This is a genomic window from Lachnospira sp., assembly GCF_016290755.1.
Taxonomy (GTDB): Bacteria; Bacillota; Clostridia; order Lachnospirales; family Lachnospiraceae; genus Lachnospira; species Lachnospira multipara.
Genome location: NZ_JAEEVD010000002.1, coordinates 60,770 through 79,995 on the forward strand (window position 1 = coordinate 60,770; position 19,226 = coordinate 79,995).

15 protein-coding genes and 1 tRNA gene are annotated in these 19,226 nt (G+C 35.7%); 2 read left to right on the forward strand and 14 right to left on the reverse strand.

Annotated features, from left to right (window positions below; genetic code table 11):
- Positions 1-89 precede the first annotated feature (89 nt).
- The 10 genes from QVA17_RS01475 to QVA17_RS01520 form a co-directional block, all read right to left on the reverse strand.
- Complete coding sequence (locus QVA17_RS01475; RefSeq protein WP_287385954.1) at positions 90-980, reverse strand: Fic family protein; 891 nt, start codon at positions 978-980, stop codon at positions 90-92.
- 115 nt (positions 981-1,095) lie between these two features.
- Positions 1,096-2,349 carry an ATP-binding protein gene (locus QVA17_RS01480; RefSeq protein WP_287385955.1) on the reverse strand — a complete coding sequence of 418 codons (1,254 nt, stop codon included), beginning with the start codon at positions 2,347-2,349 and terminating at the stop codon, positions 1,096-1,098.
- 141 nt (positions 2,350-2,490) lie between these two features.
- A complete protein-coding gene (locus QVA17_RS01485; RefSeq protein WP_287385957.1) occupies positions 2,491-3,459 on the reverse strand; it encodes an N-acetylmuramoyl-L-alanine amidase family protein in 969 nt (322 codons plus the stop codon).
- Positions 3,460-3,524: 65 nt separating this feature from the next.
- Positions 3,525-4,487, reverse strand: coding sequence for an SseB family protein (locus tag QVA17_RS01490; RefSeq protein ID WP_027431611.1), 963 nt, complete (start codon positions 4,485-4,487; stop codon positions 3,525-3,527).
- 180 nt (positions 4,488-4,667) lie between these two features.
- On the reverse strand, positions 4,668-5,678 hold the full coding sequence (locus QVA17_RS01495) for a hypothetical protein (RefSeq protein ID WP_287385958.1): 1,011 nt from the start codon (positions 5,676-5,678) through the stop codon (positions 4,668-4,670).
- Between the two features lie 158 nt (positions 5,679-5,836).
- A complete protein-coding gene (carB, locus tag QVA17_RS01500; RefSeq protein WP_027431613.1) occupies positions 5,837-9,052 on the reverse strand; it encodes a carbamoyl-phosphate synthase large subunit in 3,216 nt (1,071 codons plus the stop codon).
- Positions 9,045-10,127 carry a carbamoyl phosphate synthase small subunit gene (locus QVA17_RS01505; RefSeq protein ID WP_027431614.1) on the reverse strand — a complete coding sequence of 361 codons (1,083 nt, stop codon included), beginning with the start codon at positions 10,125-10,127 and terminating at the stop codon, positions 9,045-9,047. The genes carB and QVA17_RS01505 overlap by 8 nt, the downstream gene beginning before the upstream one ends.
- A 308-nt stretch (positions 10,128-10,435) precedes the next feature.
- Positions 10,436-11,911: a sialidase family protein gene (locus tag QVA17_RS01510; RefSeq protein ID WP_287385962.1), complete on the reverse strand. Its 1,476-nt coding sequence runs from the start codon at positions 11,909-11,911 to the stop codon at positions 10,436-10,438.
- Between the two features lie 28 nt (positions 11,912-11,939).
- Positions 11,940-12,755, reverse strand: a complete 816-nt coding sequence (locus tag QVA17_RS01515; protein WP_287385964.1) for a hypothetical protein — start codon at positions 12,753-12,755, stop codon at positions 11,940-11,942.
- Entirely contained in the window at positions 12,742-13,416 is a 675-nt protein-coding gene (locus tag QVA17_RS01520) for an ATP-binding cassette domain-containing protein (RefSeq protein ID WP_287385965.1), read from the reverse strand. Before QVA17_RS01520 ends, QVA17_RS01515 begins: the two co-directional genes overlap by 14 nt.
- 188 nt (positions 13,417-13,604) lie before the next feature.
- Between QVA17_RS01520 and QVA17_RS01525 the strand changes: the two genes are divergently transcribed.
- A complete protein-coding gene (locus QVA17_RS01525) occupies positions 13,605-14,333 on the forward strand; it encodes a phosphatase PAP2 family protein (RefSeq protein WP_287385967.1) in 729 nt (242 codons plus the stop codon).
- 146 nt (positions 14,334-14,479) lie between these two features.
- Here QVA17_RS01525 and QVA17_RS01530 read toward each other — a convergent pair whose 3' ends face one another.
- Both QVA17_RS01530 and QVA17_RS01535 read right to left on the reverse strand, forming a co-directional pair.
- Positions 14,480-14,971, reverse strand: a complete 492-nt coding sequence (locus tag QVA17_RS01530; protein ID WP_287385969.1) for a ribonuclease domain-containing protein — start codon at positions 14,969-14,971, stop codon at positions 14,480-14,482.
- 52 nt (positions 14,972-15,023) lie between these two features.
- A complete protein-coding gene (locus tag QVA17_RS01535) occupies positions 15,024-15,434 on the reverse strand; it encodes a barstar family protein (protein WP_051195447.1) in 411 nt (136 codons plus the stop codon).
- A 141-nt stretch (positions 15,435-15,575) separates the two neighbouring features.
- On the opposite strand from QVA17_RS01535, the gene QVA17_RS01540 reads away from it, so the two are divergent.
- On the forward strand, positions 15,576-16,724 hold the full coding sequence (locus QVA17_RS01540) for an aminotransferase class I/II-fold pyridoxal phosphate-dependent enzyme (RefSeq protein WP_103953014.1): 1,149 nt from the start codon (positions 15,576-15,578) through the stop codon (positions 16,722-16,724).
- A gap of 658 nt (positions 16,725-17,382) precedes the next feature.
- On the opposite strand, the gene QVA17_RS01545 is transcribed toward QVA17_RS01540, so the two are convergent.
- Positions 17,383-17,454, reverse strand: a tRNA-Gly gene (locus QVA17_RS01545).
- Between the two features lie 658 nt (positions 17,455-18,112).
- Positions 18,113-19,099 carry a diaminopimelate dehydrogenase gene (locus tag QVA17_RS01550; protein WP_287385974.1) on the reverse strand — a complete coding sequence of 329 codons (987 nt, stop codon included), beginning with the start codon at positions 19,097-19,099 and terminating at the stop codon, positions 18,113-18,115.
- Between the last annotated feature and the right edge of the window lie 127 nt (positions 19,100-19,226).

Genomic DNA, 19,226 nt, shown 5'->3' on the forward strand with positions numbered 1-19,226 from the left:
AATAGTAGAGAGGTGAAGAATAATATTCGCTAAATCCGTGTTTAACGAAGTTAAAAAAGAATCAATAAGAGGAGGGGATAAAACCCTCCTTAAATCTTTAATTTATAATAATCTAAAATCTGTTTAAATCTGTTTTGGGCTAAACCACAGGTATCAAGCAGATATCCCTTTTCTTCATTCCAATTATGAAGCCCTCTGTAATAATACAGTTTTAAATCTTCCTCAATTATAAAAGGAATTATGTCGTGTTTAATGCATTCCTTAAACATAATAAGTCGTCCAACACGCCCATTTCCATCTTGAAAAGGATGGATTTTTTCAAAGTTATAATGGAATTCTATAATATCTTCTAAGCCAATATTATCCTTGTTTTCATAGTTTTTGATTAGATTTTTTATCGCAGTTTTTACTTCCTCAGGCTTAGCTGTTTCTTGTCCGCCAACTTCATTTTCAAGTAATTTATAATCACCAACTCTAAACCAGGACTTCCTAGAATCGGAAGTTCCCTGCTTTAATAGAAAATGTAATTTCTTAATGTAGCTTTCATTTAGCTTATAATTATAGCTATCAATAATATAATCTATACAAGCAAAGTGATTACTTGTTTCAATTACATCATCTACATTGATTACTTCATCAGAAACTCCAATTGTATTAGTTTTAAAAATGTATTGTGTTTGTTCATGACTTAATCGGCTTCCTTCAATATGATTTGAATTATAAGTAAAATCTATTTGAAGCTTGTGATAAATGCTATTTTTTATTTTTTCTTTTCTTTCAAATTTTAGGCGATCAATAAATTTAGTTGGTATTGCTGTATTTCTTTTTTTTCTTTCTGGCTTCTTAAAATCTTCTGGAATTTTCCAACTATTTCCTTCTAAAATTGCTCCAGATATTTTGCCAGTTTGGCAATAATTTCTAATGCTTCTTTCTGATACAGAAATTTTCTTTGCCGCCTCTGATACTGATAAATACTTCATTTTAGCATCTCCTTTGTAATTATATTTTACCACATCGGCAAAATATAATCTAGTTTTTGAGGCTAATATTATAAAGATAAATTGCCAGCAAAATAAATAATTATCTCCTTATATACTAAAACTCCAAACTATTCTCATTGAGCAGAAAATATTTCATGCCCATGATTACAAAGCCTTCCTCATTTCTCCAAGGCTTTTTTGTTCCATTTACTATAACAATCTTCTTAAATGAATCCGGAATATTTCGAAGTGAATTAAGTTCCTGTGTTTGCTTTTCCTCAGAAGTCATATCATAAGCCACCTGAATGTAATATCTCTGACTGCCCTGGTTTACTACAAAATCAACCTCTAGCTGCTTATGAACTCTCTTTCCGTCACTATTCTTTGCAAATACATCCACAATACCAACATCTACATTGTAGCCACGCACAAGCAACTCATTATAAACAATGTTCTCCATAATATGAGTCGGCTCCTGCTGTCTGAAGTTTAGTCTGGCATTTCTAAGTCCTATATCCGAAAAATAGTATTTCAGATTGGCTCCTACATATTTTCTCCCCTTAATATCATACCGGTTCGCTTTAGAAATCAAAAATGCCTCTGTCAAATAATCAATATGATTGGATATAGTTTTATTGCTGTAATTGATACCTCTCTCACTTTTGAAAGTATTTGATATTTTTGTTGGATTGGTAGGTGCTCCTATGGCAGAAGCAAGAATGTCCACCAAAGTTCCAATCTCATCAACATTTTGAATTCTGTTTCGCTCTACCACATCCTTGATATAAACATTGGTAAAAATATTTTTAAGATACTCAGCTTTCTGGCGTTCTACAGAAAATTGTGCCACTTGTGGTAAACCACCGTATATCATATATTCTTCCCAAGCATCATCATAATCTCCATCATAAGCCGCATAGAACTCTGCAAAAGACAACGGATAAATTCTGATTTCATCTCCTCTGCCTCTAAATTCAGTTACAATATCACTAGATAAAAATTTTGAATTACTGCCGGTTACATACACATCAATGTTACTGATACGAAGCAAACTATTCAGCACTTCTTCAAATCGTGGCATAAACTGTACTTCGTCCAAGAGCAGATAATACTTCCTGTCATCTTCCACCCGCTCTTTAATATGCTGATAACACTTCTTTGGATCTCTCAGTTCCTCATTTTCAATGCCATCTAAAGCAATTTCAATGATGTGGTCATTATCTACACCATTTTCCAATAAATATTTCTTAAACAACACAAATAACAGGAATGATTTGCCGCATCTCCTGATTCCCGTGATAATCTTAATCATTCCGTTATCTTTTCTTATCTTTAACTGTTCAAGGTATGAATCTCTCTTAATCTCCATAGTGCTACTCCTTGTTTTTGTGCATTGCACGTATTTTGGTAATGCTATTTTACCATTAAATTATTTTTACTTCAATAGCCATTACTATTTTTTGTGCATTTGCACTTTTTTATGTAGCAATTATAGAAGATAAATGATTTTCTATTTATTGCTTAATGTATAAATTATAGCATTTGCCACATCATGAGCAACTATTGATTGATAGCCTGTATCAGTTAGTAATTTATAGTCCGCAGCATTTGAAAGATAGCCTAGTTCAATAAGAAGGGAACTTTCGGTTGCGTATTTTAAAACTCTAAAGTCATTGTAAATGCTTTTGATATTATAGCCGGAACTTGCTAGATAATAGGCAAATCTACTGGCTTCTTCGCTAGAATTGTAATAATAAAGTTCCATTCCTTTTACAGAAGAACTTACATTAGAATTACAGTGAATACTAACAAATAAAGCGTCGTAATACTGATTTTCAAAATAGACTCTGTCATTTAAAGACATGTATTCATCGGATTCTCTTGTCATATAAACAGTATAGCCAGAGCTTTCTAAAACATCACGTATAATTAAGGCAACTGCAAGGTTAATATCCTTTTCATATACAGAACCTACGTCTTTTCCAGGATCTGAGCCGCCATGACCTGGATCTAGAATAATAATATTAGCTCCTTCACTTTCACTATTAATTTTAGGAACATTTTGTACTAGATTTTCAATGCTGTCACTGTTAGTGTTAATGTCTGCATCCGCATCAGCATCTGTATATCCATTGTCGTTTGGATCCTCATCGAGGCCATATTCAATTTCTTCTTCGGGATTGGTTTCTTCTTTTTGGCTTGTAGATTCTGCCGTTAGACTTACATTTTCTTCAGAACTATCTTCTATGTTAGATAAGCTCTCTAGCTCTGCTTTTTTGGTGGTTTCACCCTCAGTGCTAGACACAGTGATATAGACATTGCCTTCTTCTGCAGCAACGTCTACTAAAACAGAATTGTCATTCTTCTTATTATTGAAATCTTTAAGATTAGCGTATATTGCAAATACACTGGCACTTAAAAATAAAAGTGCCAGTGTAATAATAACTCCTATTAATAATTTATCTACCCTTTTTCTCATCTCTACCCCATGCATTTATGGTTTGCCAACCTATAGTAGTTATTGCTTATTCAGTTAATTGTTAATTAGTATTCAGAATTAATCTTCTTCATATTCTCTACAGATAGGAAGTAGCTAATTCCTAAGGCATTAATAATAATACCTGAAGCCTCAAGTTCGTCCATTAAGTCAATGAGTTCTTCGAACTTGTAAAGCATGTTCTCGTGCTGATCCTTGTAGCACTTGTCCATTTCAAAACCGTCTGTAAATACAGGAACTGAAATAATCTGCTCGCCTTCAGCATGGGAAACCTTATCTGTTAAGTCAATGAATGGATGTGAAATAGAAACTTCAGTTTCTGTCTCTTCCTTGATACATGGAACCATGTATTCAGCATTCTTCATTGCCTTAAACATAAGAACTTCGTGTGACTTTAAGATTTCTTCCTTAGTTTCTGTCTTTCCTTCTTTTCTGAATTCCTGGAAGAAAGAAATCATGGAATTCTGAAGACCTGGATTAGTTACATAGTCTTCGTTCTTGAAAAATGCATCATAAGTCGCAAATTCTTCTCTTGAAATCTTATAGTCATTTGTAATACCGTCTGTGAAGCGAATATTCTTATATCCGTTACGGTACATATGACCAATTTCATTAAAGAAAGTTTCTGGGCTTTCGATTCCTAAAGAAACCTTGTAGCCAGCCTTCTTTAACTGCTGTTCTACCTTCTCGTGATTGTGATAATTGTAAAGAACGATTAAATCATCATCAACCATATATGGGTAAGCTGTAGTATCGCAGTAAACCATCCAAAGATGATCCTGCTTCTTTAATTTTTCAACTAATACCTTATTATAAATTTTATATAGACTATTAAAGTATCCTTCATCATTAACATTGCCCTTTTCCTTAGCTGCATTAACTAGCCCAGGAATTATCTTTGTCATAACCTCAATGCTATCTGAAAGATTAAGCCCCTCCATCATTTCGATTCCCTTATCTTCATCCTTAAAGATATGTCTTGTAATATCTTTAGCTTTAATAGCGTCCATAAAAAACCACCCTTGCATCTCCCTAACTTGTGCAAGCCTTTCATTATTACTTGTAGGCAGCTAGTGCTAGTATATCATTGTCTGTAAAAATCTATTACTTTAGGGTTAAATACTAGCCCTTTTCCCCTAAACCTACTGTATTAGAATAACATAAAATACGCATTATTGAAAGTATTTACATTAATATGTTGTAAAGTAATCCTTTATTTCATCCATGTTTGCACCCTTTGCAAGTGCAAGAGATAAAAGAATTCTTGACTGTGTTGGAGTGTGATAATTGCTTAGGTCTGTGTTCTCATTTGCAGAAACAATAATTACAGGAACTCCGGAATAGTTAGAATTTATAATCTCGCTTGCAGTTTCTGAGACTTCGCCTGATTTATTAGTTGTAACTAAAATTATACCGTCTGAATTTGATATAGCCTTTTCAAGGATTGAACCGTCGTTGCCTAAATAGTCATAGACAATGGAAACATAAGATAAATCCTTAAGGTCTGTGATATCAATTTTGTTCTCATTTGAAACTGGATTAGTTGATACATTTTCTAAAGAATCACCAATCTTAGCAGTTAAGATGTTGCCTGAAAGCTCGCTTGTAGTTAGCTGACCTAGATAGTTTGTAATATCGCTATCTACAAGGGCATACTTATTATCAAGGATTTCTGTGCTAATGACAGCTATCTTATTCTCTGAGCTAAGAGTTAGATTAAGAAAATATGACAACTCCTCGCAAGTCTGTGTGCTAGTAACTACTATTACGTAGTTATTAGAGGCTAAATTTTCATTAATTGCAGTCTCAATCTTAATTAAATCTGCTGTTTCAAGTGCATTGGCGTTTGAAATATCGTAGTTTGCATAGTTTACAGAGTAGTTTTTATCTTCTAATGTAAGTGAGTTAGACTCTGTATTTACTGCATTTCCAATAGAATAAACTAAAAGAGAACTTTCAGTATTAACCTCTGCTTCAGTGCTTTCTGTAGTTTCACCTTCGCTTGTAGCACTTGTTTCGTTAGTGTTAATTACACTAGAGTTTGAGCTTTTACTAGTTTCCTCTTCGGTTGCTTCTTCACTTGTCTCTTCTAATCTACTAGAATCTGCTGATTTAAAGTAGTTCATTGGGTTAGCAAAATTACAGCCCTGCAAAAATAGTAATAATCCCATAGATAAGAGAACTAATATATTTTTCTTCATATAGATAAAATCTCCTAATATTTAAAATTTAATATAATTATATCATTAGAGAAAATGTCAGTCCACGTAAAAGAATAAACTATTTATTAAAATACTATTATCTTTAACAGAAGGCTAAAAAAAGCCCCAAAGCTTAATTGCTTTGGGGCCCTGATTTATTAGTTGCCTCTGTTATCGATTGTTGCAATATCGATGATTGAAAGGTCTTTATTGTTAAATGCATGCTCTAAACTTGAGATAAGTGCGTGTGCAGTATCTAAGCTTGTTAAGCAGTTTACACCTGTTTCGATGGCGTATCTTCTGATTAAGAAACCATCGTGGGCTCTTTCGATACCATTTTCAGGAGTATCAATTACAAGGTCGATTCTATGGCCTAAGATAAGATCAAGGAGTGTTGGAGCTTCCTGGCCAATCTTGTTAACCTGGTAAACGTTTATTCCATGTTCCTTAAATACCTTAGCTGTACCTCTTGAAGCGTAAATCTTATATCCAAGAGCCTCGAATCTCTTAGCGATATCTACACCATCTTCCTTATCAGCATCTGCAAGTGTCATAATGATCTGCTTATGCTTTGGAAGTCTAACGCCAGCGCCTGTAAATGCCTTGTAAAGAGCTTCATCGAAGTCCTTAGAGATACCAAGACACTCACCTGTTGACTTCATTTCTGGTCCTAAGCTAATATCAGCGCCTCTGATCTTCTCGAATGAGAATACAGGCATCTTAATTGCGTAGTAGTCAGCAGCCTTCTGTAAGCCTGGTTCATAGCCTAAGTCACGAATCTTTGCACCGTTAATTACACGAGTTGCAAGCTTAACGATTGGAATACCAGTTACCTTACTGATGTATGGAACTGTACGGCTTGAACGAGGGTTAACCTCGATTACATAAACCTGATCGTTGTATACGATGAACTGGATGTTAATCATACCCTTTACATGAAGAGCTCTTGCAAGTCTTCCTGTGTAATCTTCAATCATATCTACAATCTTAGGGCTAATTGACTTAGCTGGGTAAACTGAGATTGAGTCACCTGAGTGGATACCAGCTCTTTCAATATGCTCCATAATACCTGGGATTAAAATGTCTTCGCCGTCGCAAACTGCATCGACTTCGATTTCCTTACCCATTAAGTACTTATCTACAAGGATTGGATGATCCTGCTTAATTCTGTTAATGATTTCCATGAATTCTACAACATCTTCATCACTTACAGCAATCTGCATACCCTGTCCACCAAGTACATATGATGGTCTTACAAGTACTGGGTAGCCAAGCTCGTTAGCTGCCTTTAGAGCCTCTTCTACTGTGTAGACTGTCTGACCTTTAGCTCTAGGAATCTGAGTTTTTTCAAGGATTTCATCAAATAATTCTCTATCTTCAGCTGCATCAACATCTTCAGCCTTAGTACCAAGGATAGGTACACCCATTTCCATAAGGCTTTCTGTTAACTTAATAGCTGTTTGTCCACCAAACTGAACTACTGCTCCATCTGGTTTTTCGTGTTCTACAATTGATTCAACATCTTCTGCAGTAAGTGGTTCGAAGTAAAGCTTATCAGCTATATCAAAGTCAGTAGAAACTGTCTCTGGGTTGTTGTTGATAATGATTGTTTCATAGCCTTCCTTCTTGAATGCCCATGTACAGTGTACTGAACAGAAGTCGAACTCGATACCCTGACCGATTCTAATAGGACCTGAACCAAGTACTAATACCTTCTTCTTATCATGTGTTTCGCTAGCTTCATTCTGGCTACCGTATACTGAATAGTAGTAAGGTGTTTCTGAATCAAACTCAGCGGCACATGTATCAACCATCTTAAAGGCTGCATGAATGTTATATTCATTACGAAGTGCCTTAATTTCCTTCTCAGTCTTACCAGTTAATTCACCGATAACATTATCTGGGAATTCAATTCTCTTAGCTTCAGCAAGTAATTCCTTTGTTAAAGGACCTCTCTTTAAAGCATTTTCCATATCTACAATAATCTGTAACTTATCGATAAACCAAAGGTCAATCTTTGTGATTTCATGCATCTTAGCTGGCTTAATATGTCTTCTTAAACCTTCTGCAATCTTCCAGATTCTTCTATCATCTACAACTGCAAGGTCTTCAAGTAATTCTTCATCAGTAAGACCTGTAAAGTCGTAAGACATAAGGCTGTCTACGTGCTGTTCAAGAGATCTGATAGCCTTCATAAGACCACCCTCGAAGTTATCACAAATACTCATAACTTCACCAGTTGCCTTCATCTGAGTTGTAAGAGTTCTCTTAGCTGAGATGAACTTATCAAATGGAAGTCTAGGAATCTTTACTACACAGTAATCAAGAGCTGGTTCAAAGGAAGCATAAGTCTTTCCTGTAACTGCATTCTTGATTTCATCAAGGTTATATCCAAGAGCAATCTTAGCTGCAACCTTAGCAATTGGGTAACCAGTTGCCTTTGAAGCAAGAGCTGAAGATCTTGAAACTCTAGGGTTAACTTCGATTACACAATATTCAAAACTATCTGGATTTAAGGCATACTGTACGTTACATCCACCTGTAATTCCGAGTTCGTCGATAATGTTAAGAGCTGATGTTCTAAGCATCTGATATTCCTTATCAGAAAGTGTCTGAGAAGGAGCAACTACGATACTATCACCTGTATGTACACCAACTGGATCGATGTTCTCCATGTTACAAATTGTAATGCAAGTACCGTTGCTATCACGCATTACTTCGTATTCGATTTCCTTCCAACCAGCGATACATCTTTCTACTAAAACTTCACCAACTCGTGAAAGTCTTAAACCATTTTCAAGAATTTCTCTAAGTTCTGCTACGTTGTGGGCAATACCACCACCTGAACCACCAAGTGTGTAAGCAGGACGAAGAACTACTGGGTAGCCAATCTTAGCTGCAAATGCCTCACCATCTTCTACGTTATTAACTACGAGGGAAGCTGCACATGGCTCACCAATCTTTTCCATTGTTTCCTTGAACATTAAACGGTCTTCAGCCTTCTTAATTGTAAGAGCTGTTGTACCAATAAGGTTTACACCCTGTTCTTCAAGGAAGCCTGTTTCAGCGATTTCCATAGCAAGGTTAAGACCAGCCTGACCACCAAGTGTAGGTAAGATACTATCTGGCTTTTCCTTTAAGATAATCTGCTTTAGGGCTTCAACTGTAAGAGGCTCAATATAAACCTCATCAGCAATATCTTTATCTGTCATGATTGTAGCAGGATTAGAGTTTACTAATACTACTTCAATTCCTTCTTCTTTAAGTGAACGGCAAGCCTGAGTACCAGCGTAATCAAACTCTGCAGCCTGTCCAATAATAATAGGTCCTGAACCAATAACTAAAACTTTCTTAATATTAGGATTCTTAGGCATTTGCGTTTTCCTCCTTCATCATGTCCATAAATCTATCGAATAGGTATGCTGTATCCTGTGGACCAGCGCAAGCTTCTGGGTGGAACTGAACTGTGAAAATGTTCTTTCCTACGTATGCTAAACCTTCGTTTGTCTTATCATTTACGTTGATAAATGCTGACTTAGCGACGCTTTCGTTAAGTGTAGATTCATCTACAGCATAGCCGTGGTTCTGTGAAGAGATATAAACCTTACCTGTAGCTAAATCCTTAACTGGATGGTTAGCACCTCTATGACCATACTTAAGTCTATATGTATCAGCTCCTGTAGCAAGTGCCATAAGCTGGTGTCCTAAACAAATTGCAAAGATAGGAACATTGCTAGCATAAAGCTTCTTAATTTCTTCAATTATTTCTGTGCACTCTTTTGGATCTCCAGGACCGTTAGATAACATAATACCGTCTGGATTTGTTGCCAGAATCTCCTCAGCTTTAGTGAATGCTGGATAAACAGTAACCTCGCAACCTCTTTTATTAAGAGAACGAGCAATGTTTTTCTTAGCACCGAAGTCAAGTAAGGCAACCTTAGGACCTTTACCCTCTAAAACATATTTCTCTTTACATGTTACTTTTTTAACAACACCTTTAACTGTGTATTCCTTTAATCTTGGGATAATTTCATCAAGATTATAATTCTCATTAGTAGTAATCATTCCATTCATTGTACCCTCTTCTCTTAAAATCTTTGTGAGGGCTCTTGTATCAATACCACAAATACCGGGGATATCATTATCCAGAAGGAATTTCTGAATAGGATCTTCTTCTCTGAAATTGCTTGGCATTCGAGATAATTCTCTAACAATGAAGCCATCTGGCCAAGCTTTTAACGACTCCATATCTTCATAACATACTCCATAATTACCGATTAACGGATAAGTCATAGTAACAGCCTGTCCCGCATAAGACGGATCAGTTAGTACCTCGAGATATCCTGTCATGGAAGTATTAAAAACAATTTCGCTAATAACTTCCTTTGTCGAACCAATGCTGGTTCCTGTAAATACCGTTCCATCTTCAAGAATTAAAAAAGCTTTCATCAATGTCACCAATTTCCTTTCACTCTATATTAATATAGCTATAAAAAAGCAGATATTTATAGCTATCTGTCTGACAAGTCACATAAAAAGATTTATTTAAAAATCTAGATTTGCGCAAAAAAAAAGACACAAAAATGCCTTTTTTCTTATCAAACTTTCATAGATATTATCATAACTAATTGGAATTTTCAAGGGGAAATTTTCATGTCTATAAAAAAATGCGTAGCATGTTACTTTATTACAGTAAAGTGCTACGCAATTAATTATTTATAGTAAAAATGACCTATTAGTTTATATATTTAGTCGTCTTATTCAGTTACATTAATTTCTAACTGACCTACGTAATTCCAAGTTACACCATTATCACTTGAAGCATATTTAGCAGCGGTCTTGCCATCATTATAAGTGGCATTATCCCCCTGACTTAAATAGACAACAATGGTTGAGTCATCCTCTAGTATTGGAACTAGTGCATCCTTGTAAACATCGGACCAAGTAAGAGTTGTGGAACCTGAACTTGCAGCTGAGCTATCAAGTTCCTGGTCTTCAAGGATGATATTAGAAAATGTAGTGCCACCGTCATGTGATACGTAAAGGTTAGAGACATAATTTTCATTGTAATAATAACAAATAAAGATTGTGTTATTATCCGTTGTTAAAACGCCCTTAATAGGGTGCTGTAGAGGGGTATTACCCATCTCTGTCCAAGTCTCGCCACCATCCGTAGTTCTATAGATAATAGAGCTTTGAACGCCGGTATCGTAATTACTGTCATAACCTACAACAATAAATCCGTTAGTCGTATCTACAAAATTAACGTAGGCAAAATCCACGCTATTAAGAGTGGAACTAAGCTCGTAAGTTGTCCAGTTAGTACCCTTATCATTAGAGTAAATCACAGATAGAGGCACGTAGTTTCCATTGACAGATTTACCACCATAGACAAAGGCAGTCATGCTCTGACTTATCATGTAACTAGTGGAAAGCACCACCTTATCACTTGAACTTGAGCTTGTGCTAGAACTTGTAGAGCTTGAAGAATCATAAATTAAATTCTCAATATCCACAGGAACTACGATATAGCTAGAACTGCCGTTGTAACTTACATAGAGGATACTATTGCTAATGTTATAGCTAGAGAGCTCGTCTGTTGAAGTGTTACTTGTAACAGTTGTTGTGGAAGCGGAATTCTGAATGCTTTCGTCGTATTGAGAAATTCCGTAATCTTCCGGTGTCTGAATGGCTGAGACGTAAACTGTTGCTGTATTATCGTAATGGTCGACTAATGAAAATGTAACAACCCACTCGCAGGTTAGCTTACCATTAAGGGTTACGCCATCCCAAGTGGAGAAATACTCTGAGCTTTGCGAGACAACATTTGCATTAAAAGAAATAAGACAGGTTCTAGTTGACTCATCTAGGATTGTTGTGTCATTAATCTTCACATTAGAAAGCTTCTTACTTCTTGGAACAAAAACGCCAGTAAATTGATTAAGGAAACTATCAATCCAAGTATCTGCTACAGTTGTTGTAGACATAGATGTAAAATTGTAGGTATTCTCATTATCAGAACTAGTCTCTGACTCCTCTTCATCTTCAGAAGTGACAACATTTCCATTCTTATCAATGTCGATGCTAAAGGTGTATCTAGAAGTGAATTCCATGTTCTTTTGAACGTGAGTTTTATACATTTCAAAAATAAAAATAGAGGCAACTCCTATGACTAGCATCACAACAAGGACTCGCCATATTATATTCTTTACTAAATCCTTGTTTGCCGCCATAAGATCACCTCTCTAAAATCAAATAAAATTATTCTTCATGCTTTAGATGAATAGCCTCACGAATAATAACTCTGTAGTACTTATACCACCAAAGGAAATACATTGAACCAGCGCCAATAATAAAGAAAAGTACGATGATTGCTGGATGTGTCACGTATAACCAGTTAATAGAAATCTTTCTATTAATTAGTGGTAGACCATAAGTTAAAATAACGCAAATCGCCATAACTGTACCATTAAATAGGTTTCTGTTCTCATAAAGGGAACGAAGTCTATCAAAGGCAAGAATTGCAAGCATTTCACCAATTGGCCTTGTGAAAATAACAAGTAAACATAACATCAAACTGTTATAAATTGAAACCTTAAATATAAGTAATAAGATGAAATAGAAAATAAAGTCAGTTATCATCTTATAAATTAATTTTCCTAAGAAATTAAGATATGGACTAATAAGCATTACTCGAATCATTAAATAGTCCCTATCGCCCATGGCTAAAAGCGTTGTATTAGCCAAGCTACCACAGATAATGGAAAGCATTGTAAACATGAAAATCATAGCTAATTCCTGATCTGTAGCTACAAGTGGTCGTACAATAGATATCAATCTAAAAGGTACATATATAAGTAATAAGAAGTAGATAAATCTTCTTAAAAATTCACCGATTACTGTGAAAAGCTGCATTATAATACCAATAGCATTACGGGTTTTTGGCATGTTAGTAAATGTAGCCTCATCAATATGCCAGTTTAGGAAAGGAAACTTTAAAATAATACGAATTCCATTATTAGTTCCTTCATAAAAACGCAAAATCTTGTCGGCAAAAAGTTTTCTAAATAATTTCATTCTCTGCCTCCCCTAAAATATCAAGCACAGCATGTCTAATCTCAGGGATTGCCATAGTATCCTTAGAAACTAAGTTAAGCTCTCCATTATTAAGAATTACTGTATCCTTTGATATCTTTTCTGAAATCTTAAGTAAGCCTGTAGAAATAATAATTACATGGTTATCCTTCATCTCATCAAGTACAGATAAGAAATGATTGATATATTCGTCACTGCAATAATCAAAAGGCTCATCAAATAAAATAACGTAAGGCTTCTGAATCAAGAAAGCAGCAAGCTGTAATAACTTCTTATGCTCAAAACTGTAATAACATATTAAATTGCCCCAAATATCATCTGGAATCGCTACCTTATCCAAATAATAATTAGGCTTTAAAGAGCCAGGATTAAGTGAACAAAGGAATTCTATGTATTCATAACCTGTTATATACATAGGTAAAACACTCTGCTTTGTGGCATAAAATATAGTGCTCTTAGCTCTTGTAATAATTTCGCCATAGTCTACTGGAATATCTTCGCAAATACACTCAAATAGTGTAGTTCTACCAGAACCTAGGCTTCCTAAAATTGAATAAATTTGACCTTTATTAAAAATAAAATTTACATCGGTAAGAATCTCCTTACCGCCTAATGACTTCTTTATATGATTTAATTGTAACATAACCCTCTCCAATCTTGTCACAAATCCTAAAATATTATAGTATAGAAGCTCATAAAATGCAAATATTATGCGGTTTTGTATAGTTATATTTCTATTTGTTTATTGCATAAAAAAACTCCCTTTGTTATAATGCAAAGAGGATTTGGGTAGATAATATGGAATATACAATTTTAAGGAGATGAAATTCCATGAAGAGTAAAATTGGTAACTTACTAAAGACTAATTGGAGAATACTTTACGGATTATACGTATTTATATATTTTCCTTGGTTTTTTACCTTAGAAAAGAAGATAACACTTACGCATTCAGGAATGCATATTTTAAATACAGCTTTTGACGATGCTATTCCTTTTATTGAATGGTTTATAGTGCCCTACACCTTGTGGGCTCTATATATTGTTATAACAGTTGTTGTTTTTTATTTTAAGGCAAATGATGCAGAATATAGAGGCTTAGCACTTTCCCTTATAATTGGAATGTCTGTTGCACTTACAATCTGCATGATTTATCCTAACGGATTGACACTTAGACCAGACCATGTGTCTGACACAATTTTTGGTAAGATGGTGGCAAGACTTTATGCTTCAGATACTTCAACTAACGTATTCCCAAGCATTCATGTCTTAAATTCATTAGTTGTTACATTTGCAATATTAAGATCAGAACTTTTTAAAGAAAAGAAGTATATTATTGTTAAGCTCTTAAGCCTTACATTATGCGTGCTAATCTGCTTATCAACAGTATTCTTAAAGCAGCACTGCATCTATGATGTACTTGGCGCATCACTTCTTTTCGTAGTTCTAACAAAGCTTATCTACTATGTAGATTACTCAAAGGTTATGGAAAAGTTAGAACTAAAGTTTCAACTTAAGAAGAAAGTTAAAGAATATCTTGTAAACGACAAATCGAATTACTAGTTAATAAGTAATTAAATAGCAATAAGAAAGCAATATAAAAGCTTACGCCTTTAGTTTCTGGCGTAAGCTTTTTTGTTTTTTCTTTAATTGTGAAAATGTGTTGCGACCGCTTTGTCTGTGACTGGTCGTGCCACAATAGCTTCAATTTACTCCTCGCCGTATAAAAGCGTGAAGCTTTCGTAATGGTCTTCGGTGTAGTAAATCAGGCCATCGTTTGAATAAACAATTCTTTTGGCACCACGATTGCTTTTACCTAAGGTGTCAATGTCACATTCCTTGTAGGTTCTGCCAGATTTTGAAGGAAGTAGACCTTCGTTATTAGAAAATGTAGAACCGCCGATACAGCAATTTTCTTTATATTTTTCTACAGAGCCACCACTCCACCCTAGTTTCTTAGCTTCATCCTTTGTGATGTAGTTGCTTGGAAGCTTGTTATAGATATGAATGTAGAGGGCAACCTCATCTTTGCTATCATAGATTCCATCTTCGCTAACACTTATACTAGTTTGTGTTTGGCTGTTAGCTTTATTTGCACTAGATATTAGGCTAGATGTATCGCATCCAAGAGGAATTAATACAAGCAAGGCTACAAGCGCAAGTAAAACTAGTGATTTAAATTTTTCTCTTATCTTTTTCATTTCTTACATATCTCTCACTTTTTAAATTCTTGGCTAAACCTATAGGTGATTCTTATAAAAGTACAAGATTACAGTTGTGAACATGATCCTTATTCTGGTCTAGCATTTTACAAATAATATCAAATAACGTGTCCCCAGTGTAACTTTTGGCATCGTCTAGATTCTTCTGGAAAATGGCCCTATTGCTTGGGTGACACTTCTTCATTCTCGAATCATAATAATTAGCGGTTGCGTTGTAACCAAGATCAATCTTACTTTTGTCAGCGTTCTCCCAACGAATGAGCACAGGTTCCCCAACCTTATAGACACCATTCCCGCCAATTAGCAGGTCGTTTAGGGCGTCTAAATTGTGCCCGATTGGAAAGCTACCGTCAGTGAAAACTCTTGCAATTTCGTTGTAAAAGCCTTCTAAGTCATTAAAATTGTTACCGTCAATTGTTAATGTGTGCGAATATTTCTGCATTAATGATACCTCCCTTTTTTGCTACAAAGTTACGTTTTATGCACGCATGTATATTATAAAATAAATTTATAGAAAATACTAGTTAAATTAAAACTTAAGGAGTAATATAAGCATGTAGTATTTGTAAATTAGGAGGAAGTTATGTATATTGACTTTTCAAAAAGGGGCGAGAAATTCGGCCCTAACATTTTTAACGTTTTAGAAGAAAAACGACAAGAAAGAATTAAAAATAATCTATCGGTTTACAATTTTAGTGTGGGAACACCAGATTTTAAGCCATCAACTGAGGTCATGGAGCTAGTTTCAAAGGCGGCTCTTGATTCTGAAAATTATAAATATTCCCTAGGTGATAGCAAGGAGCTTTTAGATAGCGTAATCAGATGGTACAAAAAAAGATACAACGTCGATCTTAATCACAATCAGATTTCATCGGTCTTTGGTACACAGGAAGGTATGGCGCACGTTTGCCTTGGCCTTGTAAATCCTGGTGACTTGGTTCTTGTGCCAAATCCTGGTTATCCAATATTTGAAATAGGCCCTTTTCTTTGTGGCGCCGAGGTGGCTTACTATAACCTCTACCCTGAAAATGGATATCTAATCGACTTTGAAAACTTTGATGAGGAACTTGCTAAAAGAGCCAAGGTCATGGTGGTTTCTTACCCACTTAATCCGGTTGGTGCCATTGCAAATCCTAAATTCTATGAGGATTTGGTGGCCTTTGCTAAAAAATACAACATCGTCATAATCCACGATAATGCCTATTCTGAAATTATTTATGATGGAAATGTGGGCGGCTCTTTTCTTGCAACTGATGGCGCCATGGATGTGGGCGTCGAGTTTAACTCACTTTCAAAAAGCTACAATCTAACTGGCCTACGCCTCTCCTTCCTTATTGGAAACGAGGATATAATAAAGAGCTTTAAATCTATCCGAAGCCAGTACGATTACGGCACTAGCTACATCTATCAAAAGGCTGCTATTGCCGCCCTTGACGGCGACCAGTCTTACGTTAAGGAAAACTGCGCTAGATACGAGAAGCGTAGAGATGTCCTAGAGGCTAACCTTCACAAGCTTGGCCTTAAGCCTATGGGCTCGAAGGGCTCTATGTTTGTCTGGGCTAAGATTCTTGATGAAAATGTAAACTCAACCGACTTTGTTATCAACACCCTAGAAAAATACGGCATCCTCTGCACCCCAGGCACAAGCTTTGGAAGCCTCGGAGAAGGATATGTAAGATTTGCGTTGGTAATTCCGGCTTGGAAGATTGAGGAAATCTTTGGAGAATTGTAGGAAGTGGTAAACTGCCGGAGCTTAAGGAAGCAAGTGGTGAATTGCCGGGGTTTCTGTGCCTATAGGAAGGATTATAGGCTAGGAAAAGCACAGACTTGCTTAATTGGAACTGGACGGGAGTGCTGAGCTGTCGGTGATTAAGGAAGCAAGTGGTGAATTGCCGGGGTTTCTGTGCCTATAGGAAGGATTATAAGCTAAGAAAAGCACAAACTTGCTTAATTGGAACTGGACGGAAATGGTGATTTTGACTTTATTCTTTAGAATTGTATAAATCAGGCACAGGGTCTCTTATAAGCTTTTTGTAAAAATACGACACAGAGTGGCTATGATTAAGGAATCTAGTAAGAATAAGCACAAGAATCCTTCTAGCTTTAGTATCGGAAAAAGCTGTAATTGGCTATAATTGTATAATAGTGGAAAAAGGGCACAGGAAATTCTCTGATTATTAAAGATAATTAAGATTTCTTGTGCCTGTATTTATTATATGGATAAGTTATAGCCAAAAACGCAACCATTGTAGCAACTGCTTGCAGTTGATATGTAGGCACGAGTAGTGCGAAGCACTTCTAATACGAGAGCTTCCAGAAAGGAGCGAGGTTCAATCTCCTTCGCTAAACAACAAAAAAAGAAGAAGCAAAATGCTTCTTCTTTCTAGTAGAGCGCGAGACGGGGATCGAACCCGCGACCCCCTCCTTGGCAAGGAGGTGCTCCACCACTGAGCCACTCGCGCATGTCTTAATTTGTTGTGTGCCGCAGCACGTGTTTAATAATACATGGTCAGACATTTTTTGTCAACAGTATTTTTGAAAAAAATTGCGTAAAATACGAAAAAAGACAGTTTGTAAATTATTGATAAAAACGACATTTTATAAATTACTATAATCTTGTCTTCATTTTTACTTGCTTTTATTATTCTTTATTAGCTGTGTGACTATATTCTACTTATCTAGCTTTTATAGCCACAGACCTTTCTTAAATGCTTTTGTAAAAATTGGACATAATGTGGCTGCAAATTAATAAAAGTGAGAAAAAAGTCACTACTCTACATAAGCCTGAAGGGACTAAGCAAGTTGCTTTGTGCTTATAGGAAGCAAATCACTAAATAAAAGTCACAAGGAATTATAGGGTAATTAAATAAAGAGAACAATTCTTGTGCCTGTAAAACAGTAAATAGCAAGTTTTGACCACAAATCAAAGTAAAATTAGAATTCTGGCGACAAAATTCCCGAAAATATGCCCAAATTCCCGGATAAACGACAAAATTCCCGGATAAACGACAAAATCCCCGAGAATATGCCAAAATTCCCGGATAAACACAAAACACCACTAAAAAAGCTCCCAGCTTTCGCTGGGAGCCTCCATTCCACTACAATTCCACCGAAATGAAATTATAATAAGTGCTTTCTTAATTCCTCACCTGAAAGTGGGCTGATGTATGAAGGAGCAATATCAAATACTGTCTTACAACCAAATGAACCTTCATTAGCTAGCTTGTAAGCTGCTCTTGCATAAGCTGCAATTACAGAACCTGTAAATTCTGGGTTTGAATCAAGTGTAAGCTTGTATTCGATGATGTGCTTATGTTCCTTGTCAAAGCCTGTAACACCACTTCTAAGTACGAAACCACCGTGTGGAAGACCTGAATGGTTCTTTTTTAATTCTTCTTCAGAGATGAAGTTTACAGTTGTATCGTAATCTGCAAAGTAGTTAGGCATTTCCTTGATTTCCTTCTCGATACGAGCAAGGTCAGCGCCTTCTTCTGCTACAACATAGCATTCTCTTAAATGCTTTTCTCTTGTTGTAAGTTCTGGGTTTTCACCTGAACGTACTCTTTCAACAGCAGCTTCAATAGGAACTGTGTACTGTCTAGCATCAACAACGCCATCAATTCTTCTAATAGCATCTGAGTGACCCTGGCTAACACCACGACCCCAGAATGTGTAGTTTTCACCCTCTGGTAAAACAGAAGTTGAAATCATACGAAGAAGTGAGAACATACCTGGATCCCATCCCATAGAGATGATTCCAACGTGCTTAGATTCCTTAGCTGAAGCATCAACATTTGCAAAATGCTCAGGAATTCTTGCATGTGTATCGAAACTGTCGATTACGTTGAATAACTTAGCGTACTTAGGAGTCTGCTCTGGTAAATCAGTTGCAGAACCACCAGCTAATACTAAGACATCAATCTTATCAACATAGCTTTCTACATTATCAACTGAATCAACTGGAACGCCTTCAGTCTTTATAGTTACAGTCTTTGGATCTCTTCTTGTAAATACAGCAACAAGTTCAAGATCATCGTTTTGTCTAATGGCACTCTCAACTCCACGAGCGAGGTTACCATAACCTAGAATACCAATTCTAATACTCATTCTTTTTACCTCCATAAACTTGGTCGAGATTTTTCATAAATAATCTTCATATTTGGATGAAAATGTATTTAAAATCTCCACCGGATTAAGACACATAAAATATTATATAACCTTATAATAGATTGTG

Bases quoted from the DNA above. Each gene is read 5' to 3' on its own strand.
- QVA17_RS01505 (WP_027431614.1), bottom strand. From the start codon at position 10,127: ATGAAAGCTTTTTTAATTCTTGAAGATGGAACGGTATTTACAGGAACC.
- QVA17_RS01485 (WP_287385957.1), bottom strand. From the start codon at position 3,459: ATGAGAAAAAGGGTAGATAAATTATTAATAGGAGTTATTATTACACTG.
- QVA17_RS01540 (WP_103953014.1), top strand. From the start codon at position 15,576: ATGTATATTGACTTTTCAAAAAGGGGCGAGAAATTCGGCCCTAACATT.
- QVA17_RS01535 (WP_051195447.1), bottom strand. From the start codon at position 15,434: ATGCAGAAATATTCGCACACATTAACAATTGACGGTAACAATTTTAAT.
- QVA17_RS01525 (WP_287385967.1), top strand. From the start codon at position 13,605: ATGAAGAGTAAAATTGGTAACTTACTAAAGACTAATTGGAGAATACTT.
- QVA17_RS01515 (WP_287385964.1), bottom strand. From the start codon at position 12,755: ATGAAATTATTTAGAAAACTTTTTGCCGACAAGATTTTGCGTTTTTAT.
- QVA17_RS01510 (WP_287385962.1), bottom strand. From the start codon at position 11,911: ATGGCGGCAAACAAGGATTTAGTAAAGAATATAATATGGCGAGTCCTT.
- QVA17_RS01490 (WP_027431611.1), bottom strand. From the start codon at position 4,487: ATGGACGCTATTAAAGCTAAAGATATTACAAGACATATCTTTAAGGAT.
- QVA17_RS01550 (WP_287385974.1), bottom strand. From the start codon at position 19,099: ATGAGTATTAGAATTGGTATTCTAGGTTATGGTAACCTCGCTCGTGGA.
- QVA17_RS01530 (WP_287385969.1), bottom strand. From the start codon at position 14,971: ATGAAAAAGATAAGAGAAAAATTTAAATCACTAGTTTTACTTGCGCTT.
- QVA17_RS01520 (WP_287385965.1), bottom strand. From the start codon at position 13,416: ATGTTACAATTAAATCATATAAAGAAGTCATTAGGCGGTAAGGAGATT.
- QVA17_RS01475 (WP_287385954.1), bottom strand. From the start codon at position 980: ATGAAGTATTTATCAGTATCAGAGGCGGCAAAGAAAATTTCTGTATCA.
- QVA17_RS01495 (WP_287385958.1), bottom strand. From the start codon at position 5,678: ATGAAGAAAAATATATTAGTTCTCTTATCTATGGGATTATTACTATTT.
- carB (WP_027431613.1), bottom strand. From the start codon at position 9,052: ATGCCTAAGAATCCTAATATTAAGAAAGTTTTAGTTATTGGTTCAGGA.
- QVA17_RS01480 (WP_287385955.1), bottom strand. From the start codon at position 2,349: ATGGAGATTAAGAGAGATTCATACCTTGAACAGTTAAAGATAAGAAAA.